At 71.4% G+C, this 20,027-nt stretch carries 24 protein-coding genes and 1 pseudogene; 12 read left to right on the top strand and 13 right to left on the bottom strand.

All coding sequences use genetic code 11. The features are described 5' to 3' along the window. Positions 1-54 precede the first annotated feature (54 nt). Complete coding sequence (locus tag ACTIMO_RS08530; RefSeq protein WP_055768309.1) at positions 55-783, bottom strand: TetR/AcrR family transcriptional regulator; 729 nt, start codon at positions 781-783, stop codon at positions 55-57. Positions 784-902: 119 nt separating this feature from the next. Between ACTIMO_RS08530 and ptsP the strand changes: the two genes are divergently transcribed. Then, on the top strand, positions 903-2,588 hold the full coding sequence (ptsP, locus tag ACTIMO_RS08525) for a phosphoenolpyruvate--protein phosphotransferase (protein ID WP_448182143.1): 1,686 nt from the start codon (positions 903-905) through the stop codon (positions 2,586-2,588). 55 nt (positions 2,589-2,643) lie between these two features. Here ptsP and ACTIMO_RS08520 read toward each other — a convergent pair whose 3' ends face one another. Genes ACTIMO_RS08520 through ACTIMO_RS08510 form a run of 3 tightly spaced genes read right to left on the bottom strand, consistent with a single transcriptional unit; the run spans position 2,644 to position 5,444 of the window. Further along, a complete protein-coding gene (locus ACTIMO_RS08520) occupies positions 2,644-3,243 on the bottom strand; it encodes a maltokinase N-terminal cap-like domain-containing protein (protein ID WP_448182142.1) in 600 nt (199 codons plus the stop codon). 9 nt (positions 3,244-3,252) lie between these two features. After that, the gene (locus ACTIMO_RS08515) at positions 3,253-4,263 is read right to left on the bottom strand and encodes a DUF6807 family protein (protein WP_448182141.1); all 1,011 of its coding nucleotides are present in this window, start codon (positions 4,261-4,263) and stop codon (positions 3,253-3,255) included. Continuing rightward, positions 4,260-5,444, bottom strand: coding sequence for a Gfo/Idh/MocA family protein (locus tag ACTIMO_RS08510; protein WP_448182140.1), 1,185 nt, complete (start codon positions 5,442-5,444; stop codon positions 4,260-4,262). The genes ACTIMO_RS08515 and ACTIMO_RS08510 overlap by 4 nt, the downstream gene beginning before the upstream one ends. Before the next feature lie 168 nt (positions 5,445-5,612). Between ACTIMO_RS08510 and ACTIMO_RS08505 the strand changes: the two genes are divergently transcribed. Beyond that, positions 5,613-6,665: a LacI family DNA-binding transcriptional regulator gene (locus ACTIMO_RS08505; RefSeq protein WP_448182139.1), complete on the top strand. Its 1,053-nt coding sequence runs from the start codon at positions 5,613-5,615 to the stop codon at positions 6,663-6,665. A 27-nt stretch (positions 6,666-6,692) separates the two neighbouring features. Here the strand turns inward: ACTIMO_RS08505 and ACTIMO_RS08500 are convergent, their stop codons facing one another. Continuing rightward, the gene (locus ACTIMO_RS08500; protein ID WP_157365757.1) at positions 6,693-6,917 is read right to left on the bottom strand and encodes a hypothetical protein; all 225 of its coding nucleotides are present in this window, start codon (positions 6,915-6,917) and stop codon (positions 6,693-6,695) included. 270 nt (positions 6,918-7,187) lie between these two features. Between ACTIMO_RS08500 and ACTIMO_RS08495 the strand changes: the two genes are divergently transcribed. From ACTIMO_RS08495 to ACTIMO_RS08450, 10 genes are all read left to right on the top strand, one after another. After that, positions 7,188-7,913 (top strand): GAF and ANTAR domain-containing protein, encoded by a 726-nt coding sequence (locus ACTIMO_RS08495; RefSeq protein WP_448182138.1) that lies wholly within the window; start codon positions 7,188-7,190, stop codon positions 7,911-7,913. Next, entirely contained in the window at positions 7,913-8,209 is a 297-nt protein-coding gene (locus ACTIMO_RS08490) for a hypothetical protein (RefSeq protein WP_448182137.1), read from the top strand. The genes ACTIMO_RS08495 and ACTIMO_RS08490 overlap by 1 nt, the downstream gene beginning before the upstream one ends. A gap of 112 nt (positions 8,210-8,321) precedes the next feature. Then, a complete protein-coding gene (locus tag ACTIMO_RS08485; RefSeq protein ID WP_055768284.1) occupies positions 8,322-8,618 on the top strand; it encodes a hypothetical protein in 297 nt (98 codons plus the stop codon). 151 nt (positions 8,619-8,769) lie between these two features. Beyond that, on the top strand, positions 8,770-9,069 hold the full coding sequence (locus ACTIMO_RS08480; protein ID WP_448182136.1) for a hypothetical protein: 300 nt from the start codon (positions 8,770-8,772) through the stop codon (positions 9,067-9,069). A 155-nt stretch (positions 9,070-9,224) separates the two neighbouring features. Next, complete coding sequence (locus ACTIMO_RS08475) at positions 9,225-10,412, top strand: Gfo/Idh/MocA family protein (protein ID WP_055768278.1); 1,188 nt, start codon at positions 9,225-9,227, stop codon at positions 10,410-10,412. Continuing rightward, the gene (locus ACTIMO_RS08470) at positions 10,409-11,563 is read left to right on the top strand and encodes a dihydrodipicolinate synthase family protein (RefSeq protein ID WP_448182135.1); all 1,155 of its coding nucleotides are present in this window, start codon (positions 10,409-10,411) and stop codon (positions 11,561-11,563) included. The genes ACTIMO_RS08475 and ACTIMO_RS08470 overlap by 4 nt, the downstream gene beginning before the upstream one ends. Continuing rightward, positions 11,560-12,453: a sugar phosphate isomerase/epimerase family protein gene (locus ACTIMO_RS08465; protein ID WP_448182134.1), complete on the top strand. Its 894-nt coding sequence runs from the start codon at positions 11,560-11,562 to the stop codon at positions 12,451-12,453. The genes ACTIMO_RS08470 and ACTIMO_RS08465 overlap by 4 nt, the downstream gene beginning before the upstream one ends. Before the next feature lie 9 nt (positions 12,454-12,462). After that, positions 12,463-12,849, top strand: coding sequence for a nuclear transport factor 2 family protein (locus ACTIMO_RS08460; protein ID WP_448182133.1), 387 nt, complete (start codon positions 12,463-12,465; stop codon positions 12,847-12,849). A 202-nt stretch (positions 12,850-13,051) separates the two neighbouring features. Next, positions 13,052-13,858, top strand: coding sequence for an SRPBCC family protein (locus ACTIMO_RS08455; RefSeq protein WP_448182132.1), 807 nt, complete (start codon positions 13,052-13,054; stop codon positions 13,856-13,858). 77 nt (positions 13,859-13,935) lie between these two features. Further along, positions 13,936-14,166 carry a zinc-binding dehydrogenase gene (locus tag ACTIMO_RS08450; RefSeq protein ID WP_055768266.1) on the top strand — a complete coding sequence of 77 codons (231 nt, stop codon included), beginning with the start codon at positions 13,936-13,938 and terminating at the stop codon, positions 14,164-14,166. Positions 14,167-14,331: 165 nt separating this feature from the next. Here ACTIMO_RS08450 and ACTIMO_RS08445 read toward each other — a convergent pair. From ACTIMO_RS08445 to ACTIMO_RS08410, 8 genes and pseudogenes are all read right to left on the bottom strand, one after another. Beyond that, a pseudogene (locus ACTIMO_RS08445) lies at positions 14,332-14,577 on the bottom strand (MarR family transcriptional regulator); the annotation flags it as partial. 253 nt (positions 14,578-14,830) lie between these two features. Further along, a complete protein-coding gene (locus ACTIMO_RS08440) occupies positions 14,831-15,466 on the bottom strand; it encodes a GNAT family N-acetyltransferase (RefSeq protein WP_055768263.1) in 636 nt (211 codons plus the stop codon). A gap of 101 nt (positions 15,467-15,567) precedes the next feature. Continuing rightward, complete coding sequence (gene tsaD / locus ACTIMO_RS08435; protein ID WP_448182131.1) at positions 15,568-16,659, bottom strand: tRNA (adenosine(37)-N6)-threonylcarbamoyltransferase complex transferase subunit TsaD; 1,092 nt, start codon at positions 16,657-16,659, stop codon at positions 15,568-15,570. Next, a complete protein-coding gene (gene rimI / locus ACTIMO_RS08430) occupies positions 16,656-17,123 on the bottom strand; it encodes a ribosomal protein S18-alanine N-acetyltransferase (RefSeq protein ID WP_448182130.1) in 468 nt (155 codons plus the stop codon). The genes tsaD and rimI overlap by 4 nt, the downstream gene beginning before the upstream one ends. Next, complete coding sequence (gene tsaB, locus ACTIMO_RS08425) at positions 17,120-17,809, bottom strand: tRNA (adenosine(37)-N6)-threonylcarbamoyltransferase complex dimerization subunit type 1 TsaB (RefSeq protein WP_422390363.1); 690 nt, start codon at positions 17,807-17,809, stop codon at positions 17,120-17,122. The genes rimI and tsaB overlap by 4 nt, the downstream gene beginning before the upstream one ends. 9 nt (positions 17,810-17,818) lie before the next feature. Beyond that, positions 17,819-18,370, bottom strand: a complete 552-nt coding sequence (gene tsaE, locus ACTIMO_RS08420; protein WP_448182129.1) for a tRNA (adenosine(37)-N6)-threonylcarbamoyltransferase complex ATPase subunit type 1 TsaE — start codon at positions 18,368-18,370, stop codon at positions 17,819-17,821. Further along, positions 18,357-19,523 (bottom strand): alanine racemase, encoded by a 1,167-nt coding sequence (alr, locus tag ACTIMO_RS08415; RefSeq protein WP_448182128.1) that lies wholly within the window; start codon positions 19,521-19,523, stop codon positions 18,357-18,359. Before alr ends, tsaE begins: the two co-directional genes overlap by 14 nt. Before the next feature lie 104 nt (positions 19,524-19,627). After that, the gene (locus ACTIMO_RS08410) at positions 19,628-20,014 is read right to left on the bottom strand and encodes a VOC family protein (RefSeq protein WP_448182127.1); all 387 of its coding nucleotides are present in this window, start codon (positions 20,012-20,014) and stop codon (positions 19,628-19,630) included. Positions 20,015-20,027: the final 13 nt, after the last annotated feature.

The raw sequence follows: 20,027 nt of genomic DNA, 5'->3' as shown, positions 1-20,027 counted from the left end.
CTTACCGTTGTCCCCGCAACTCTGCCGGGAGGGATGGGTGGTGGGTGAAGCGCGTCAGCTCCCGGATCTGCTGGAGATCCGCTGGAGCCATTCGAGGAAGAGCTTGAGTTCCGAACTGGAGAGCTGGTCCGGATGTGAGGACTGGAGCGCCGCGTTGAGGGCGATCGCGGCCACGACGACCGACGGCGTCCCCTCGGTGTCGGTCACCGGGTCCGCTTCCGAATCGGTGGCGACCGCGGAGATCACGGCCTCCCGGGTCATGGCGGAGAGCTCGAGGTTGCGTTTGGCGGCCGGTTCCGCGATCAGCATCAGCGTGACGCCGATGTTGGCTGCGAGCATGCTCCGTGCAGCCTCGTGGGGCGAGACCACGAGGCGGGCCGCCTCGGCGGCGCGGGCGAGGACCTCCTCGAGGAACGCCTCGGCACTCGCCACCATCGACGGGCGGCGTTCCGGGCGGATGTTGCCGAACATGACGAGATAGAGATGCGGGTGGTCGAGCCCGAACTGCACATGGTTGTCCCAGTGCATCCGGAGGTCCTCGATGGGCTGGCCCGAGGTGGGGAGGGATCGTTCTCCGTCGAGATACTCGGAGAAGCCCTCCGCGACGACGGCGTCGAACAGGCCCTCCTTGTCACCGAAGTGGTGGTACAGGGTCGGCGCCGACACCCGGGCGGCCTCCGTGATCTGCCGGGTCGAGACGGGCTCGCCGTTGGACTCCGCGAGCAATGCCGCAGCGGCCCTGAGCAGCCTGGTCTTAGGCGCGGGTTCGCCTACCTTTTTCATGCCTGCTACCGTAACACCTATAGCACTGTTATATGAAGTGGCTCACACAAGCCCTTTGCGTCCGGCGGCACAATGGTGTTAGACCGAGACCACCACCGGCAAGGAAACGAGGACGTTCAATGGAGAATTTCGCAGGGGTCGGAGTTAGTCCCGGACGCGTGATCGGACCCGTCCGCCACATGCCGACACCCGTCAGCGAACCTCCCGCAGGTGAACGCCACGACTCCCCGGACGCTCCCGACGAGGCCGTCGCCGCACTGAAGACCGCGTCGAAGGCGGTGCAGGAGGAGTTGAAGCGCCGCGCCGGCACCGCCAAGGGCGACGCGAAGGCCGTGCTCCAGGCGACCTCACTCATGGCTGCGGACCCCATGCTGCTGAAGTCCGCGACGAAGCTGATCACCAAGGGGACGTCCCCGGCCCGCGCCGTGTGGGAGGCCGGCGCATCGGTCGCCGAGATGCTCCACAACCTCGGCGGCTACATGGCCGAGAGGACGGCCGACGTCCTGGATGTCCGGGCGCGGATCGTCGCCGAACTGCGCGGCCTGCCAGCACCCGGCATCCCCTCCTCCGACACGCCCTTCGTCCTCGTCGCCGAGGACCTCGCCCCCGCCGACACCGCCACACTCGATCCCGCCATGGTCCTCGCCCTCGTCACCTCGGGTGGCGGTCCGCAGTCCCACACCGCGATCATCGCGCGCTCACTGGGCCTGCCCGCCGTCGTCGCCGCGACGGGTGTCGACGGGATCGAGAAGGACGCCGTGGTCTACGTGGACGGCGCCGCGGGCACCATCGCCCTCGATCCCGGCGCGGAGGAGGAAGCCGCCGCCGAGGCCTACAGGACGGCGGCCGCCGCCCTCACCGTGTTCGACGGCGTGGGCGTCACCTCCGACGGTCACGAGGTCCCCCTGCTCGCCAACGTGGGCGGAGCGAAGGACGCCGTCAAGGCAGCCGAGGCGAACGCCCAGGGAGTCGGCCTGCTCCGCACGGAGTTCTGCTTCCTGGAACGCGACACGGAACCGACGGCCGAGGAGCAGATCGAGGCGTACAAGGGTGTCTTCGACGCGTTCCCCGGCAGGAAGGTGGTGGTGCGCACGCTCGATGCGGGCGCCGACAAGCCGCTGCCCTTCCTCACCGACGCCTCCGAACCGAACCCGGCCCTCGGCGTCCGCGGCTACCGGACCGACCTCACCTCCCCGGGTGTCCTCGAGCGCCAGCTCGCGGCGATCGCCGATGCCGCAGCACAGGCCACCGCCGACGTGTGGGTCATGGCACCGATGATCTCGACCGCCGAGGAAGCGGCCGACTTCGCCCGCATGTGCGCCGCCGCCGGTCTGCAGACCCCGGGCGTCATGGTGGAGGTCCCCTCCGCCGCGGTCATGGCGGAGGCGATCCTCGGTGAGGTGGCCTTCGCGAGCCTGGGCACCAACGACCTCACGCAGTACACCATGGCGGCCGACCGCCAGCTCGGCTCACTCGCGGCCCTCAACAACTCGTGGCAGCCCGCGGTGCTCCGCATGGTGCAGCTGACCGTGCAGGGCTCCGCCGCGGAGGGTCACGACAAGCCGGTGGGTGTGTGCGGCGAGGCTGCGGCGGATCCCGCTCTCGCCGTCGTGCTCGTGGGGCTCGGCGTCTCGACGCTGTCGATGACGCCGCGCGCCCTCGCCGGGGTGGGCGCCGTGCTCGCCAGCGTGACACTTGCCGACGCCCAGCGGATCGCCGGGATTGCGGTCGCCGCTCCCACGGCGGCCGAGGCGAAGACCCGCGCACGGGCGGAACTGCCGGTGCTCGAGAAGCTCGGCCTCTAGCCCCCGGGACGGCGGTCGGGGCGCATGCGGCGCTGCCGCGCTCCTTCGCTGTCGTCTAGCCTGCGGCTGCGAGCTGCACCGTCCAGTCCTCCCGTGAGGCGAGCAGAGCTGTCCGGCCGACGACCTCGGCGCGCGGGTCGAGGGTACGGAACAGCAGCACCAGTCCGCGGGCGGTCTCCAGGCGGGCGACGGCACGGTCCGCCGCGGACTCCGTGCGGCGGTCCCCGCCCTCCGACCACGCGAGCGTGAGGGTGGGCTCGATCGGTAACCGCCGGCCCTCGACCTCATGGAACTGCTCGGCCTGCGGGGCGCCGTCGTACACCGCCTCCGCGAGGGTGGCGAGGTACACGGGATCGGCGACGCCGTCGCACACCCAGCGCTGCCCCAGTGCGGGATGATCGAGCGTGCCCACGAGGTGCCCGGTCCACGCGTCCACCGGCGCGCCACGATAGGTCAGGGGAATCTGGAACAGATCCGGCCCCACGCCGATCAGCAGGGTCTCCACGCCCACCTCGCCCTCGGGATCGTCGAAGCGGAAGGATGCCACGCGGGCCGGTGCCCCCGACAGCCCGGACGCCCAGGGCTGCTGCGGCAGCCACCCGACGAGGAGCTCGAGCTTGGAGGGGCGCAGGGTGACGTCGTGGATGAGGGCCATGGGCCCAGCCTAGATGCCTGGTGGATCCACCCGGCCGACCGCCGGCAACGGCACGCGCGCCGCCGCCGCGAAGGCCGTGCCCGGGACGGCACCGTCGGCGACGAGGACGGACCAGGTCCAGTCCACCGTGGCCGCCGGGGCGAGCGGGACCTCCTCGTGGAAGAACGGCGCCGCACACAGCATCGGGGTACCGGTGGTCCGCACGAACCAGGGCGTAGGCCCGCCGTGAGCACCCCGCCCGGCGACCATGAGCACCGATGCCGTCGCTGCACGGACGCCGAGCCAGGACCCCCGGCGCCCCATGGCCTCCGCCTCGTCCAGCTCGACGGCGGTGGGCGCGGGCGGCCCTACTCCCCCGGCGCCCCGATCCGGGTCACGCGCGGGGCTCGGATCGGGGGCGCCGAGGACGGTCGCACCGTCGAAGGTCTGCGCCAGCCGCAGGAAGAATCCGCCGTAGCCGGCAGCTGGCCGTCCCGACGTGGTCGGGCTCCCGAACGCCAGGCCGCCCCCGCCGGTGTTGGTCCAGCGACTGCTGACCGTGGTGCGGAACCAGTCGACGCCGCCGGCCCGGATGGTGTCCACGCGCCAGCTCCTCTCCTCGGCGAGGACCTCGGTGCCGTCCGCCGCCCGCCAGACGAGCTGCTGCCGCACGCGGCCGTCGGTGCCGTCGGTGGAAGCGCCGTCGGTGGAAGCGCTGTCGGTGACAGCGCTGTCGGCGGAGCCGACCTGCTGGACACCGTTGTTCGGCAGCTGGACGTAGCCCTCGCCCCACAGGAAGGTGGGGCCTCCCCAGAAGTTGACGGGATGGGCCTGCCCGGTGACCGTCACCGTCGAGACGGCGATCCCCAGGCCGTGGTGCCAGGGGTGGTCGGACGGCCGATCACCGGAGACCGTCAGCCCGCCGGGCGTGAGGAGCGGGTGGACGAAGGGGCGCGGTGAGTGGACGGCGGGCTCGTCGGTGCCGTCGTGCAGGAGTCCCGCCCGGCGCCCACCGACCGAGAGGGGGACGGAGGCGCTCACGCCGTCGTCCCGCCGGTCCCGTCCGCGCGGCGCCTGCCGTCCGTGACGGGGGCGGCCAGCGGCCCCCGCAGCGCCGGGTCGGCGAGGTCCGCGCGGGCCAGCCAGCGGCCCTCGCGCGCCGACGCGTAGATCCCCGTGACGATCTCGAGCGCCCGGCTCGGGTGGGACACGATCGGGGGCATGCCCCCACCGGAGCGCAGTGATGCGTAGATCTCGGCGAGGAGCGCGTCGTGCCCGCTGGGGATCTCGAGCTCGGGCAGGACCCATGCCGAGGACGTCTCCTCGTCGACATGGGCCGCCGGGGTGATCGTCCAGTCGGCGTGCGCGTGCCCGTACAGGTGCTCCAGCTCGATGGTCGCGTGCTCGGTGTCGATCCTGATGAGACTCGACTGACGGGGCCCGAGGACGGTGGTGACCACCGACGCCACGGCCCCGGAGGCGAAGACGAGCGATGCGTGCGCCAGATCCTCGGTCTCGATGTCGTGCTGCTGACGCCAGAGCGTCGCGTGCACCGACTCCCACTCACCGAGGAGGTATGCGAGCAGGTCGATCTGGTGGCTGCCGTGGCTGAGGGTGGTGCCGCCGCCCTCGGTGGCCCAGGTACCGCGCCACGGCACGGCGAAGTACTCGGGTGTGCGGTACCAGTGCGTCTGGCAGAGCGCGGACAGCGGCCTGCCGAGGACACCGGAGTCGAGCAGTTCCTTGACCCTGGCCGCCGCCGACCCGGATCGCTGCTGGAACACGACGGCGAGTCCGCGTCGTGCGGCGTGGGCGGCGTCAAGCATGGTGTCGAGCTGGTCGAGGCTCAGGGCCGCGGGCTTCTCGACGACGACGTGCGCACCCGCGCGGACGGCGGCGGCGGTCTGCTCGGCATGACCGCCGGGCGGCGTGCAGATGTGCAGGACGTCGACGCCGCCTCCCTCGAGGAGGTCCTCGAGGGAGGCGAACCGGGAGGGCACGCCGTAGGCGCCGGCGAAGTCCGTCAGGTGCTGCCCGGAAGGGTCCGCGGCGGCCACGAGGTGCACCCCGTCGAGGCCCGCGAGCGCAGCTGCGTGGAGATGCGCCACGCCGCCCGTCCCCAGGATGGCGGCCCGGAGCAGCGGGGCCGGGCCATCGGCCCTGCCGGACCCAGTGGGGTCGGCGGACGGTGCAGGCGCTCCGATCGGGACGGGCTGGGGCATGGATCCTCCCGGGTCGGTCGGCAGTACGGTTCTCGGAACAGTAACAGAGAAAGCGCTTACCAGCCTCGGAGGGCCGGCCTGGCACCGTGCAAGAATGGCCCTTTGACGCGGAAGATCCACCAGGGTGCGGCCGGACGGCCGGAGCCCGGACCCCCAGGAGTACGAGCGATGTCGGCACCGGCCAGCAAGAGTCCCGCGACGCTGCACGACGTCGCCCGCGAGGCAGGCGTCTCCCTCGCCACGGCATCCCGGTCGCTGAACGGCAGCGCGCGCAAGGTGAACGAGTCCTACCGGCTCCGCGTGGTGGAGGCCGCGCAGCGGCTCGGCTACACCACCAACCTGTTCGCCCAGGCGGTCGCCAAGGGCAGCACCACCACCGTGGCGCTCCTCGTAGCGGACATCGCCGATCCCTACTTCTCGAGCATCGCGGCCGGGGTGATCGACGCCGCGAGCGAGGAGAACCTCGTGGTGACCATCGCCGTGACCGGCCGTGACTCGCAGCGCGAACTGGATACCGTCCGGGCCCTCCGCGGCCAGCGTCCCCGGGTGATGATCCTCGCGGGGTCCCGCACCACGGGATCGCCCTTCGAGGAGCACCTGCGCGCGGAGCTGTCCTCCTTCGAGGACACGGGCGGCAAGGTCGCCTTCATCAGCCAGGACGCGGCGCCGTTCGCGACGGTGCTGCTCGACAACCACGGAGGCGCGCGGGACCTCGCCGTCGCCCTGGCCGGCCTCGGCTACCGGGACGTCGCCGTGATCGCCGGGCCCGCCGAGATCAGGACCGCGCAGGAGCGGCTCGCAGGCTTCACGGCCGGGCTCGCGGAGCACGGCGTCCGGCTGCCGGCCGAGCGCATCATCCACGCCGACTTCACGCGCGACGGCGGATACCGCGGCACGCAGGAACTCCTGGCCGCCGGCGCCGGCGTGGACCTCATCTTCGCGGTCAACGACGTCATGGCCGTGGGCGTCGTCTCGGCACTGCGCGACGCGGGCCTGGTGCCCGGACAGGACATCGGCGTGGCAGGTTACGACGACATCCCGACCGTCCGTGACATCGCGCCCGCGCTCACCACGGTGCGGATCCCCCTGGAGGACGTGGGACGCCGCGCCCTCCGGCTCGCCACGGGTACCGCCCACGACGGCGATGGGACCGGCGCTTCGGCAGGGCCCGGCGCGATTCCGACGGAGACCGTCATCCGGGAGAGCACTCCGCCGCGGTAGGGCACGTCCGGCCCCGGCCGGATCCCGTCAGAAGGGCAGGACGGAGCCCGGGGCAGCCTCCTGTGCCGCGAGCTTTGCGACGTCCTCGACCGGGAGTTCTGCCAGCTCCGCGACGACGGCGATGTCCTCACCGTGGACGAGCGCCTCTGCCACCGCCTCCTGCAGGACCAGCTCGGCGCGGTCGAGCTCGAACTCGACGTCCTCCTTGTCCGCCGCGGCCACGCGGATCTTCTGCAAATCGTCGTTCGTCATGGCGCGGAGCACCTCACACTCGTTGGGGACGGCACGACGCCGACACGTCCATTCCATCGATCAGGGACCGTGGGCACGGCGACCGTGGCGTCGTCGCGACAATCCTAACCAGACGATCGCGGCTTTCGGGGAGCAATTTCCCAGCGGCGACGGGTCCCGGCACCTGCACGGTTACGATGGGGTCAGCTGATCGCCGGAAACGTGCGATCGTGGTCTAGCAGGAGGCCCGCAGCGCCAGGATCAAGCCTGGCATGACGTTCGAGGCTACTGATGGATTCCTTTCCCCTCTCCAGCGAGCTGGGTGCCACCCTGGGCCGCATCCGCGGCCTGACGCTGACGCAGGAGACCGCGCAGCATGCCGTGGACCTCCTCGCGCAGGTCGCGCAGGAGACCACGCCCAACGCGATCGGCGCCGGCGTCTCCCTCATCCACGACGCGGAGCGCACCAGCGTCGGTGCCACCGACGCCCTCGTGCGCACGGCGGACGACCTCCAGTACAGCCTGGGTGAGGGCCCGTGCCTGGCGGCCTGGGCCACCCGGTCGCCCGTCACCGTCGAGGACACCGCCTCGGACAGCCGCTTCCCGGCGTGGAGCGTCGCCGCGGACGCCGCGGGCATCAGGGCCTGCTTCAGCGTTCCGCTGATGCGGGGACGCGATGCGATCGGCGCCATGAAGGTCTACTCCACCACCCCGGCGGCCTTCGACGAGTCCGACCGCACCCGGCTCCGCAGCCTGTCCGTCGCAGCCTCGGCGCTGCTCGGTCACGTGCAGACCACCGATACGTCCACGCGCATCAGCAGGGAGCTCCGGGAGTCCCTGCGATCGCGGGACCTCGTGGGCATCGCGAAGGGGATCATCATGCAGCGTGAGGGCCTGACGGAGGCGGAGGCGCTCGCCTCCCTGACGGCCCGCGCCCGCAGCACCGGCATTCCGTTCCGCCGGCTCACCGCGGAGATCGTGAACGGCCACGGTACCTCCGAGGGCAGTGACGCCTAGTGGCCGGATTCCCCTACGCAGAGGAGCAGCGGGCATCGATCAACGCCGCCATCGTCGAGGCCGGCTTCTCGACCGGTGAGGTGTGGCTGCGCTACTTCTCGCTCGGCGGCGAGGTCGAGGAGTACGAGGTCGAGGCCTACCTGGCCGGTCTGATCCCCCTGCCGCCGCTCGAGTGCGATCTGCTCGCGCTCGCCGTGAACGAGATGGTCGACGACCTGCCGCCGAGGCGGAGGGCGCGCTTCTGCGACGACCTGGTCCGGGCCCACTCGGCTTCCGAGGACGACACAGAGCAGTAGCGCCGTCGCGAGCCGGGCCGGCCGCTCGGAACCAGCGGTCCCGGCGAGCGGCGTGCGGCGGGACACCGGAGGGCCCTGCCAGGGTGTCGGACCAGCGGCGTACCCTCGTGGCATGGCCGAACGACCGGGGTGGCACGGCATCCCACCGAGCGCTGACCGCTACGTCCCTCCCCTGCAGCTGGACACGCCGGGCGGGCACGTCACCGAGCCGCCCGCGTCGCCGGCGCTGTGGGTGGACCTCGACTATCCCGACGGGTCGAGGCGGACCATGAAGGGCTTCGCGATGGCATGGACCGGATCCGCCGTCCTGGCGCAGTGGATCGAGTACTCGCGGGCGCGGGAGGCGTGGGTCGAGGCGACGCGCTGCCGGCGACGGGACCTGGCCACGCGGACCACCCACCCGGCCTGACGGCCCCTCCCCCTGCCGGCTCCCGCCCCCTCGTACAGTGGTGCCATGGACCGGACGACGACGAGCACCGCACCGCCGTCGAGCCCGTCCGGCCGTCCGCCCGCCCCGCGGCGCACGGTCCGCTGCGGAGGACAGCCGACGGGACGACGCCGTGGCTAAGGCGGCGGGATGGCACGGGCTGCCGCCCACGACACACCAGTACCTCCCGCCGGTGCAGCTCGAGACGCCCACCGAAGGCATCACGGAGTCCGTCCCGCCCTCGCCCGCCCTCTGGGTGGACCTCGAGTACCCCGACGGGTCGCGGCAGACCGTCCGCGGGTTCGCGATGGCGTGGACGCGGACCGCGGTGCTGGCCCAGTGGATCGAGTTCTCGATAGCCCGCGAGGCCTGGGTGCGTCCGGACCAGTGCACCCGGCGTGAGATCCCGCGTCGGTCCGACCCCGGGATCTGACGCGCCCTCCGCCTCCGGCTACTGCTGCCCCGGCCGTTGCGCCACCCCGCCGGAACCGGGCTTATTGCCGCTCCCACGATCTTGACCTACACTCGCGGTAAGCGTTTTCCAAGGCCGCTGGGAACAGCAGCCGCGCCGCAAGCCAAGGAGCATCAATGTCAACGAGGACAATCGGGATCATCATGAACGGCGTCTCCGGGCGCATGGGGTACCGGCAGCACCTGGTGCGCTCCATCCTCGCCATCCGCGACCAGGGCGGGGTGCTGCTCTCGGACGGCACCCGCGTCCAGGTGGAGCCCATCCTGGTCGGCCGGAGCGAGGCCAAACTGGCAGAACTCGCCGCGAAGCACGGGATCGAGCACTGGTCCACCGATCTCGACAGCGTGCTCGCGGACCCGACATGGGAGGTCTACGCCGACTTCCTCGTGACCAAGGCGCGTTCGGCCGCGATCCGCAAGGCGATCGCCGCGGGCAAGGCCATCTACACCGAGAAGCCCACCGCGGAGACGGCGGCGGACGCCCTCGAGCTGGCCGACCTGGCCGAGGCGGCCGGCATCAAGAACGGCGTGGTGCACGACAAGCTCTACCTTCCGGGCATGCAGAAGCTGAAGCGCCTCATCGACTCCGGTTTCTTCGGGCAGATCCTCTCGGTACGCGGCGAGTTCGGGTACTGGGTCTTCGAGGGTGGGTGGCAGGACGCCCAGCGTCCCAGCTGGAACTACCGCGCCGAGGACGGCGGCGGGATCGTCGTCGACATGTTCCCGCACTGGAGCTATGTCCTGGAGAACCTCTTCGGCAGGGTGGAGTCCGTGTACGCCCGCGCCGTCACCCACATCGACGAGCGCGTCGACGAGCAGGGCCGGACCTACCGCGCCACGGCCGACGACGCCGCGTACGCCGTGTTCGAGCTGGAGGGCGGCATCGTGGCCCAGCTGAACTCGAGCTGGACGGTCCGCGTGAACCGCGACGAACTGGTGCAGTTCCAGGTGGACGGCACCCACGGTTCCGCCGTCGTCGGGCTGTTCGGCTGCAAGATCCAACCCCGTAACGCCACACCGAAGCCCGTGTGGAACCCCGATCTCGAAGACACCCACGACTACGACGCGGACTGGATCGACGTCCCCACCAACGAGGTGTTCGAGAACGGCTTCAAGACGCAGTGGGAGGACTTCCTCCGCCATGTCCTCGAGGACGGCCCCCACCCGTACGACTTCCTCGCCGGTGCCCGCGGCATGTACCTCGCGGAGCAGGGACTCGAGAGCTCCCGCTCCGGCCGGCGCCTCGAACTCGAGGACGTCCGCACCACCCCGCTCCCCCTCGAGGATGCGGTCGCCTCCGCATGATCACGCTCGTCGATGCGGCGGGGCGCACCTCCGCCGTCGAACTCAACGCCGCGCCGTCGTTCGACCGGCCCACGGCGCCCCTCGCGAGCCGCACCGTCTACGCTGCCGCCCACGTGGTGCCGCGGACGACGGCGGACAACGTCCCGGGCGCTCCCGCCGACCTCGACTGGGACGCCACCCTCGCCTTCCGCCACCACCTGTGGTCCTGGGGACTCGGTGTAGCCGACGCCATGGACACCGCGCAGCGGAACATGGGCCTCGATGCCGCCGCGACGCGCGAGCTGATCACCCGCAGTGCCGCCGAGGCGCAGTCCGTGGGCGGTGGCCTCGTGGTCGGGGTGAACACGGATCACGTGGACGACGCCGTCATCACCCTCGATGCCGTCGTCGACGCCTTCAAGCACCAGCTGCACCTGACCGAGGACGCCGGTGCGTCGGTGGTCCTGATGGCGAGCCGTCACCTGGCGAGGGCGGCGCGCTCCGCGGAGGACTACGAGCGCGTGTACGCCGAGGTCCTGGCCGCCGCCGGCGCCCCGGTGATCCTCCACTGGCTCGGCGCCGCGTTCGATCCTGAACTCGGCAGCTACTTCGGGTCCCCCGACACCGACGCCGCATCCTCGACCCTCCTGAAGATCATCGCCAACGCCCCCGACAAGGTGGCGGGCGTGAAGATGAGCCTGCTGGACGCCGGCTCGGAGCGTGCGGTCCGCGGCCGGCTGAACGCGCCGACGCGCATGTTCACCGGCGACGACTTCAACTACGTCTCGCTCATCGGCGGCGACTCCTCGGGGTACTCGGATGCCCTGCTCGGCGCCTTCGCGGCGCTCGGCCCGCACGCCTCCGCGGCGGTCCAGGCGCTCGACGCCGGCGATCACGACGCGTACCAGCGCATCCTCGGGCCGACCGAGGCGCTGTCCCGCCAGATCTTCAGCACGCCGACGTTCTACTACAAGACCGGCGTGGCGTTCCTCAGCTGGCTCAACGGGCACCAGCCCGGCGTGGGGATGGTGGGCGGACTGCACGCGGCCCGCAGCCTGCCGCACCTCTCGGAGATCGTCCGGCTGGCGAACGACTGCGGTGCACTCGAGCAGCCGGAGCTCGCCCGTGAGCGCTGGCACGGGCTCCTGTCGGTCAGCGGGGTCCCGGCATGACCCACGCGCCGGATCCACGGCTGTCCATCAACCAGGCCACCATCAAGTACGCACCCCTCGCCGAGGCCCTGCAGGTCACCGCCGCCGCGGGGATCGGCAGCATCGGACTGTGGCGGGACTCGGTGCAGGCCGCCTCCCTGCCCGAGTCCGGCCGGCTCCTCGCCGGCTCCGGGCTCCGCTTCTCGAGCCTCTGCCGTGGAGGGTTCTTCACCGTGCCGGAGGGACCTGCCCGGCGCACCGCCATGGACGACAACCGCCGGGCCATCGAGGAGACCGCGCAGCTCGCCGCCGCGGGCGCTCCGGGGTCGGTCGCCGTCCTGGTCATGGTCGCCGGCGGCCTGCCGCAGGGATCGCGGGACTTGGCCGGCGCCCGCTCCATGGTGGGGGATGCCCTCGCCGAGCTCGCGCCGGAAGCGCGCGCAGCAGGAGTGAGGCTGGCCCTCGAGCCGCTGCATCCCATGTACGCAGCGGACCGGGCCGTCATCTCCACCCTCGGGCAGGCGCTCGATCTCGCCGCCCCGTTCGACCCCGCCGTGGTGGGCGTCGTCGTCGACACCTTCCACGTGTGGTGGGACCCGGACCTCACGGCGCAGATCGTCCGCGCCGGGCGCGAGGACCGGATCGCGAGCTACCAGGTGTGCGACTGGCGCACTCCCCTGGCGGCGGACGTGCTGCTCTCCCGCCACTACCCCGGGGACGGCGTCATCGATTTCGCCGCGATCACGGCCGAGGTGGAGCGTGCGGGCTACGCGGGCGACGTCGAGGTGGAGATCTTCAACCAGGAGATCTGGGACACCGCCCCCGCCACCGCCGTCGCGCGGACGGTCGAGGGCTTCCAGCAGGCCGTCGCACCCCACCTCGCCGAGCAGCCTGCGGGTCTGCGCCAGTAGCATCGGCGTATGGAATCCATCGAGGTCGTGCGGCAGTACTGGCAGTCCGTCTGGAGCAGGGACTGGGAGGCCGTCGGACGGACCCTCGCCGAGGATGTCGAGGTCTTCTGGCCCGTCACGCGCGAGATCATCCGGGGACGCGCGAACATGGTGGCCGTGAACTCCGAGCACCCGAACGGCTGGAGCATCGACGTCCTCAACGTGTACGACGCCGGGGAGGCGGTGGTCTCTGAGGTCCAGGTCCCGCAGGAGGACGTGGGCATCTTCCGCGTGGTCTCCTTCTGGACCGTGGCGGACGGCGTCATCACCTCCGGCCGCGAGTACTGGACGATGTACGGCGGCGAGGAGGGCCGCGACTGGCGCCGGAAGTACGCGGATGTGGGCGATCTGCCCTGAGGCGCCGAGGAGCTCGTCGACGCGTGGGGACACCCCACCGCCCAGCTCCTGACCCAGATCGCTCCCCCCCTTGTTCCGGCGTGAAGTACTGGCGGGACGCGTGCCCAACCCATAAGCTAAGCATGCTGATGATGTTTGTCGGCGACCGCACGCACAACGCCAGGGAGGCACAATGAGCACCAAGGTCGAAGAAACCGTCGTAGTGAATCTTCCAGTGACCACGGTCTACAACCAGTGGACGCAGTTCGAGGAATTCCCGCACTTCATGGGTGGCGTCAAGCAGATCACCCAGCTCGGCGACGACCGCATGGAATGGGTCGCGGAGATCGGCGGGATCCGCCGCCAGTGGGAAGCCAGGGTGGTCGAGCAGGTCCCCGATCGCAAGGTCTCCTGGGCCGCGACCGAGGGTGCCACCAACGCGGGCACCGTGTCCTTCGAGGACCTCGGCGGGACCACGCGGATCAACCTCGTCCTGGAGTACGAGCCCGAGGGGCTCGTGGAGAAGGTCGGCGACAAGCTGAACGTCGTCGAGAACCAGGCCAAGAAGGACCTGCAGAACTTCAAGGAGTTCATCGAGTCCGAGAGCTACGCCACCGGCGCGTGGCGCGGCACCGTCCCGGGCATCGGCGGCACGCCGACGGTCGAGGACGCCGACTCGTCGCGTGGTGACAGCGGCAAGGCCGGCGTATCCGGCAAGGTTGCCGCCGGAGTGGGCGTCGCCGCGGCCGCCGCGGTCGCAGGAGTCGCAGCGGCAGCAGCCAACAAGAAGGACGACGAGGACACCACGGTGGAGGTCACGCCCGTGGTCGATGCCGCGCCGGTGGTCCCCGAGACCGCCCCGGTCGTGCCCGAGACCACGCCGATCGTCGCGGACGACGACGTCGTGGATGTCGATCCCGTCCCCGCCGTCGACGGCATCCCCGGGACCGGGGTCCCGTCCGAGACCGGCGGCCTGCAGGACGGCACCGTCCTCGAGGGGAACGGCACCGACCGCAGGGGCACGCTGTAGCCGCCTGCCGGTAGGGATGCGGCACGGACCGCAACGCCGGAAGAGGACCGGACCCCCTCGGGGGCCGGTCCTCTTCCATGAACTGGCCGTCGCGGAATTATGTTGCCCCGGGCCTGGGCGTCGCGGTGGCGGCCGGGGACCCCATGCGGCTGACGGCGGACGGCTTCGCCGACGCACTCGATCTCGCCGCACGGGGAGTTCTCACGACGTCGATCGCCGCCACCTTCGCCCTCGCCGCGCTCCCCGACGCCCACCGCCTCAGCGAGGGTGGGCACCTGCGCGGCAAGGTCGTGGTTCAGGGACCCTGAGGGTCCCGTCCGGCACTCGCCCGGTCGATCCCGGTCGATCCCGACCACAATCTTCCGGGCGAGCCGCTGGACGTCGACCTGTTCCGCGACTGTCAGCTCGGCGGCGACAGCCGCCTGCAGCTCTGCCCAGGCCGCGGTGACCGGTCCGCGCAGTGCGCGGCCGGCCTCGGTGAGATGGACGAGGGTGACCCGGCCGCCCCGGGGAGACCGCGACCGGGTGATGAGTCCCCCGGCCTCGAGCCGGCGGACGGACTTCGCGACGGTCGAGTGGTCCAGTCCCTGAGGCATCCCGAGCGCCTTCTGGGACAGCCCGTCCTCCTCCCACAACTGCATGAGAAGCAGTTCCTGTCCGGGGAAGAGACCCAGGCCGCCCAGGTACGACGCCGCGAGAGCCCGCTGGCCGTGGCCCATCGACAGGATCGCCGCGCTGACAGGGTAGTCGCGCGCAACGGCGGGATCATCGCGGGTGGACACGGCCTGCTCGCTTCCTGGGGTGCAGCACCCCAGGTTACGTGCCTTCACCCGACGAGACCGCCCGGTGCCCGGAACGCTGTCGGGATTACGGGGTCCGTCATGGCAGCGTCCCTGCCGTGCGCTTGCCCGTCTCGCGCCCTCGTGGTCGGCGGCCGCATCCTGGCCGGCAGATCCCTCGGGAACGCTGTGGTCAACCGGCGAGCAGCGCCCTGTACTGCGGGTTGCCCGCCAGGAAGGCCTGCACCTCGCCGCAGTAGGGCAGGGCGGACAGGCGCCGCCTATGGGCGTCGAGCAGGACGTTGCGGATGAGGATCTGCTCCAGCCCTGCCCCCTCGAAGGCTTCGGCGACGACCGTCCGGTGCAGCCGCAGGCACCCGGCCCGCATGGAGTAGGACACGTAGCCGGCCAGGATGCCGTCCTGGAACAGCTCGAAGCGGCGGTTGAGCGGATTGTCGCGGAAGGAATCCCGACGGCGGGTCCCGGCCGACCCCTCGCGCGCCTGCTCCTCGCGGCGTCCGAGCTCGTCGACGACCCGCTCGTAGTCGTCGGAGGCCCAGAAGGGCGGGGTATCGGAATCGAGGATCCTGTAGAGCTGGTTGCTCCATCGACGGAGCTGGCGCGTCGTCGCATCATCGAGCGACCACGGGAGGGTCGTCGGCTCGGCCTCGGCGGACACGGCCCCGAGGTCGCCCGTCGAGGCCATCCCCGGCCACCGATCGAAGCCGGCGTCGTCGCCGTGCGTGGTCTGCGAGGACATCTCCAGGAGGTCGGCCGGAGCACCGGCAGCGATGGTGGAGGGGTGTGAAGAGGCTGGAGCAATGGTCATGGCGTCACCAGAGGTCAAAGGGGGTCAGGCCGTCTTCTCGACCTGCACCCAACCTAGCCCTTAGTACAGTTTATGTAAAGCTAGTTTGCCTAGCGGTACGCCTACTGATGGTTCCCATCCGGCAGGGCGATGCGCGTGACCGGGAGCGAGGGATCGGTCCCGAAGGTGATGCCGCTCGGCGGTAGGCCTCCCAGGACGATCTGCGCTCCCAGCGCTGCGACCATCGCCCCGTTGTCGGTGCACAGCGACGGTGCAGGGACCGTCAGCGTGATCCCTGCAGCGTCGCAGCGCTCGGCGGCGAGCTCGCGCAGCCGACGGTTTGCGGCGACCCCGCCGCCGAGGAGGAGGTTCGTGATCCCGTGTTCGCGGCAGGCCAGGACGGCCTTGGACGTGATGATGTCCACCACGGCCTCCTGGAAGGACGCGGCGATGTCCGCAACCGGCAGGTCGCGTCCGGCGGCCTCGTACTGCTCCACACTCCGGGCGACGGCGGTCTTGAGTCCGCTGAAGGACCAGTCGTAGCGGTGCGGCCCTGGTTCGTCGGCCGTCCCCATGTACTTGGGCTGGGACAGCCCGCGAGGGTACCTGATGGCCCTGGGGTCACCGTCTCGAGCGACCCGGTCGATGGCAGGACCGCCCGGATAACCGAGCCCGAGGATCCGTGCGGTCTTGTCGTACGCCTCGCCCGCCGCGTCGTCGATCGTGGACCCGAGCAGTTCGACGTCGTGCGCCAGGTCACCGACGCGGAGGATCTCCGTGTGGCCGCCGGAGACGAGGAGGGCGCCGAGGTTCGGCGGCAGCCCCTCGGGGAACGTCCCGCCGAGGACCCCGACGCCGACGTGCGCCACGAGGTGGTTGATCGCGTAGAGCGGCTTGCCCGTCGCGACGGCGAGCGCCTTGGCCGCGGAGACACCGACCATCAGGGCTCCGGAGAGGCCCGGCCCCGCGGTGACGGCGATGGCATCGATCTCCCCGAGCGTCACCCCGGCGTCGTCGAGTGCGGCGCGCAGCGTCGGCACGAAGGCCTCGAGGTGGGCCCGCGACGCGATTTCGGGGATCACGCCGCCGAAGCGCACGTGCTCGTCCATGGACGAGGACACGGTGTTGGTCAGCAGCTCGGTCCCGCGGACGATGCCGACGCCGGTCTCGTCGCAGGAGGACTCGATCCCGAGGACGAGCGGCTGCGCGCTCATGACGCCGCCCCTTCCGCGGGGGCCAGGACGAGCCGCATGACCCACGCGTCCACCCCGTCCCGGTAGTACGTCTTCCGGGTGTGGATCTGCTCGAAGCCGAACCTGGCGTAGAGCTGCTGGGCGCGCGGGTTGTCGGCGCGGACCTCCAGCATCACCGTCTCCGCACCTCGCCGTCGGGACTCGTCGAGCAGTTCCGCCAGCATGGCCCGCCCGATGCCCTGCCCCTCGAAGCGGGGCAGCACGCCGATGGTCTGGATGTCCGCCGTCGTGTCGATGACCATCACCCCTGCGTAACCCACCGCCGCCCCGTCGACCTCGGCGACGATGTAGCGCCGCGTGTCCGGCTGGAAGAACTCGGTGTAGAACATCTCGAGCGGCCAGGCGTCGGTGGGGAACAGCTCGTTCTCCAGCCGCCCGATGGTCTCGATGTCCTCGAAGGCGAGGCCGCGCAGGGTGAAGCTCACGCCGTCGCCCGCTTCCGGGGTCCGGGGACGCGCGCATCGGATTCGCGCAGGTAGAGCGGCGTGGTGTCCAGCGACGGCACACCCAGGAGGATCCGCGACCGGGCGACGCGGCCGAGGGACACGGCGTCCGGATCAGCCGCGGCGAAGGCCGGGACACCGACGACGTCGGCCGGGTACAGGCTCGCCGCCCGTCCGACCAGCGGCACGCCCGGCGGGAGGGTACCGGCCGCGCCGACGTGCGGGCCGTCCAGCAGCTCCGGTGTCGCCGCGTCCCTGCCCTGCGGGGCGCCCGCGCGGTAGGACGCCCAGTACACCTCGCCCCGACGGGCGTCCGTGCCCACCAGGAACGTGCTTCCGGCGTCGACTGCGCCAGCCGCCACGGCATCGAGGGCGAGGGCGTCGAGGCTCATCACGCCGTGCAGCGGGACGTCCCAGACGAAGCTCAGGGTCCGCGCCGTGACGAGGCCGGCCCTCAGCCCGGTGAACGGACCCGGCCCCACGCCGGCGACGACCGCGTCGAGATCGGCTCCGGAGACGCCGGCAGCCGCCAGGATGTCCTGGATGGCGGGCGCGAGCACTTCGGCGTGCGAGCGGGTGTCGCCGCTGCTGAACCGACCGACGACGGCGTCGTCGGCCAGGAGCGCGACGGTGGCCGCGGCGGACGTGTCGAGGGCGAGGAGAAGCACCGGTCCAGCCTAGTCGAGCGCGAGTGCCGGGGGCCCGCCCCGCCAGCGCGGGCCGACGCCCGCCAGGGTGACGCCGCGCACCTCGTCCTCGCCGTCGTCGTCGAAGTGGGTGGTCAGGACGGCGGCCTCCCCCGCGCTGCCGGCCGCCGCGCCACCGGTGGGACGGATGATGTCCACGAGCAGGTGGCTGTCGCTGAGGTGCTCCACGCGGCCCGCTCCCCACTCGATCACGGTGACGTTCGCCGCGAGGGTCGCCTCGAGGTCGAGGTCGTCCACCGCGGCAGCACTCTCGAGGCGGTAGGCATCGACGTGGATGAGCCCCGGTCCGGACACGGTGGAGGGGTGCTGGCGCACGAGGACGAAGGTCGGCGAGATGATGCGCTCCTCGACGACGAGCCCGCGCCCCAGCCCCTGCGTGAACGTGGTCTTGCCCGCCCCCAGCTCCCCGGAGAGGACCAGCAGGTCGCCCGGAGCCAGCTGGTGCGCGAGCCGCTCCGCGAGTGCCTGCAGTTCCGCGGCCGACGCGACCTCGAACGCCACGGACCACTCAGGCGTCGTCATCGCTCTCCCGGGACGCTTCGAGGTACACGCGCTCCACGCGGTCGCTGATCCGCGTGACGATCTCGTAGTTGATGGTCTGGGCGGCCGCTGCCCAATCCTCGACGGCGGGCGCCCCCGCTCCGCCGAAGAGGACGGCCCGCCGGCCCAGCAGGCTGTTCGGCGTGTCGGCGAGGCCCGTTGCACCGAAGTCGACGACGAGCTGGTCCATCGCGATCCTGCCCACCACCGGATACATCCGTCCCTCGACGAGCACGGGTGCTCCGGTGGCGATGCGTGGCACGCCGTCGCCGTAGCCGACGGGGATGAGGCCCAGCGTGGTCGCCTTCTGCGTGCGGTACGCGTAGCCGTAGGAGACCCCCTGGCCGGCGGGCACCTCCTTGCAGTGCGAGACCACGGTGCTGAAGGTCATGACGGGCTTCAGCCCGAGATCGGCGGAGCCCTGGTCCGCGAACGGCGAGAGCCCGTAGATGCCGAGCCCCACCCGGACGAGGTCGAAGTGGCAGTCCGGCCGGGAGAACGTGGCCGGGGTGTTGGCCAGATGCCGCACCTCGACGTCGATCCCGGCGTTCTCGGCGGCAGCGACGGCCTCCCGGAACGCGTGGACCTGGAGGTCCGTCTCCGGGCGGGCGGGCTCGTCGGCGACCGCGAGGTGCGAGAAGATCCCGACCACGCGGATGAGTCCCTCCTCCTGGTACTCCACCGCACGGCTCAGCAGGGCGTCCCACTTGTCCGGCGGGCAGCCGTTCCGGCCCAGCCCGGTGTCGATCTTCAGGTGCACGATGGCGGGGCGCTCCAGCTCCCTCGCCGATGCCACGATGTGCTCGAGTTCCCAGCCCGAGATACCCAGATCGAGCCCGTGCTCGACACCGGCCGTGAAATCGGTCCCGGCGGTGTGCAGCCATGCGAGGATCGGCGCCTCGATCCCGGCCCTGCGCAGGGCCACCCCTTCGCTGACGTGGGCCACACCGAGCCAGGCGGCGCCGGCCTCGAGGGCCGCACGGGCCACCGGGACAGCACCGTGTCCGTAGGCATCGGCCTTCACGACAGCCATCACGCGGGCTGGATACGCCACATCGCGCAGCTGGCGGACATTGTGTCGCAGTGCATCGAGATCGATCTCTGCAACACGCTCGGGGAAACTCACGCGGTCCATTCTGCCAGCTTGTGCCCGCGCTGCCCGGTGACGACCGCCGGGACGGCCGCGGGCTCTGTGGGGTGGTGTGCCGCCGCAGATCCGGGTGGACCGCGCGGCCTGCCTCACGCGCGGTCGTGGAGGGTGATCCGGTATCCGTCGGGATCGGCGAGGGTGAAGGTCAGGCCGAAGGGCCCGCTCTCGGGACCCGTGACGATGGTGTGGCCGTCGGCCACCAGGGCGTCGTGGATGGCCTGGACATCGGTGGAGTGGAGCCAGACGGCCGTTCCGACCCCGGGGTGCGACGCGGAGGCGAGATCGGTTCCGGGCATCACGCTGCGCAGCGCGAAGGCAATGGGCGTCGTCTCGAAGACGACGGCGTGCGGTGGTCCCGTCGGGGACCTGACGAGACCGAGGTACTGCTCGTAGAACGCCCGTGAGGCGTCGAGGTGCTGGACCTGGAGGGAGATGAAGTCGGGGCCGGTACGGGCATGGGAACTGCTTTCTCTCATGTCAGTAATCTGA

The organism is Arthrobacter sp. CP30 (assembly GCF_053470025.1).
The sequence above is the reverse complement of the archived record's forward strand: the minus strand, read 5'-3'. Positions and strand labels throughout refer to the sequence as shown.